Origin of the sequence: Streptomyces sp. NTH33, assembly GCF_003236365.1 — a bacterium.
GTDB lineage: Bacteria > Actinomycetota > Actinomycetes > Streptomycetales > Streptomycetaceae > Streptomyces.
In genome coordinates this window covers 1-1,122 of the sequence record NZ_POTZ01000936.1, presented here as the reverse complement: position 1 = coordinate 1,122, position 1,122 = coordinate 1, and the positions used below count along the sequence as shown (strand labels likewise).

Annotated in this window: 1 protein-coding gene; it reads right to left on the bottom strand. The window is 75.3% G+C overall.

Annotation, left to right across the window (positions count from 1 at the left end; genetic code table 11):
- A partial coding sequence (locus C1I97_RS37650) for an MFS transporter (RefSeq protein WP_111007335.1) occupies positions 1 to 1,091 on the bottom strand: 1,091 nt, incomplete at its 3' end.
- Positions 1,092 to 1,122 lie beyond the last annotated feature (31 nt).

The window sequence follows — 1,122 nt, the reverse complement described above, 5'->3', positions numbered from 1 at the left end:
GTCAGGGAGAGGGTGGTGCCGAAGGCGGCGGGCGGGATGACCTGCGAGCGCAGGGTGCGCAGGACGACGGTGAGCCCTCCGTCGGCGGCCATGAAGAGGGCCACGAGGGCCACGTAGCCGGCGTAGGAGGGGGCCTGGGGCACGGCGAGGCAGGCGGCGGCCGCGACGGTCGCGCTGAGGGCGCCGATCCCCCACAGGCCGAGCCGGTTAAGGCCGGCCCGGCAGCAGGCGACCGCGACCAAGGTGGCGGCCGCGGCGATGGACCACAGCGCGCCGGCGGCGGCCGCGGAGTGGCCGAAGCGGTGCTCCACGAGGATGGGGCTGGCCGCCTGCAGCAGCCCGAGCATGAGGTTGGAGCAGGCCAGTCCGGCCACCAGCCGTCGCAGGGACGGCAGCAAGCGCAGGGTCTGCCATCCCTGCCGCAGGCCGCCGCCCGGCGCCGATCCACCGGGGCGCGCGGCGCGCAGGGGCGTGGACGGAGTCTGCAGGGCGAGCACGGCGGAGGCGAAGGACAGCACGCTCAGGCACGCCAGCATGGACGTCGGGCCGGTGAGCAGCAGGACACCGCCCAGGGCCGGGCCGACGAGGGTGGCCGTCTGGTCGATGCCGATCAGCGCCGACTGCACCTTGTGGGCCTGCCCGGCGGTGCGACGGCTGACGATGGCACCGACCGCCTCGTTGGCGATGAAGCTGAACTGGGTCAGCGCCCCGGTCACCGCCGCCAGGGCCAGGACGGTGACGGTCTCGGCCGCACCCGGCGGCAGCACGACCAGCGCGATGCCGCCGCCGGCGACCAGCAGGGCGCGGGCGAGCGAGGCGAGGAAGCACACGATCGCCGCGCCGCTGCGGTCGACCAGGGCGCCGGCGAAGCCGAACGCGGCCACCCGGGGTATCCACTCCAGTGCGAAGGCCAGGCCGGTCAGGGAGGCGGAGCCGGTGGTGGCCAGCACGACGAGTGGCATGGCGTAGGTCGCCATGGAGTAGGCGAGGGCGTCGCAGACGCGGGGTGTGTAGACGCGCCGGAACAGGCTGCCGGCGGGGACGGCGGCGTGCCGGCCGGCCGGCTGGGCCTCATGCAGGGAGACGGTCACGACGTGGGGGTCTTTCGCTGAGTGGGGGGAG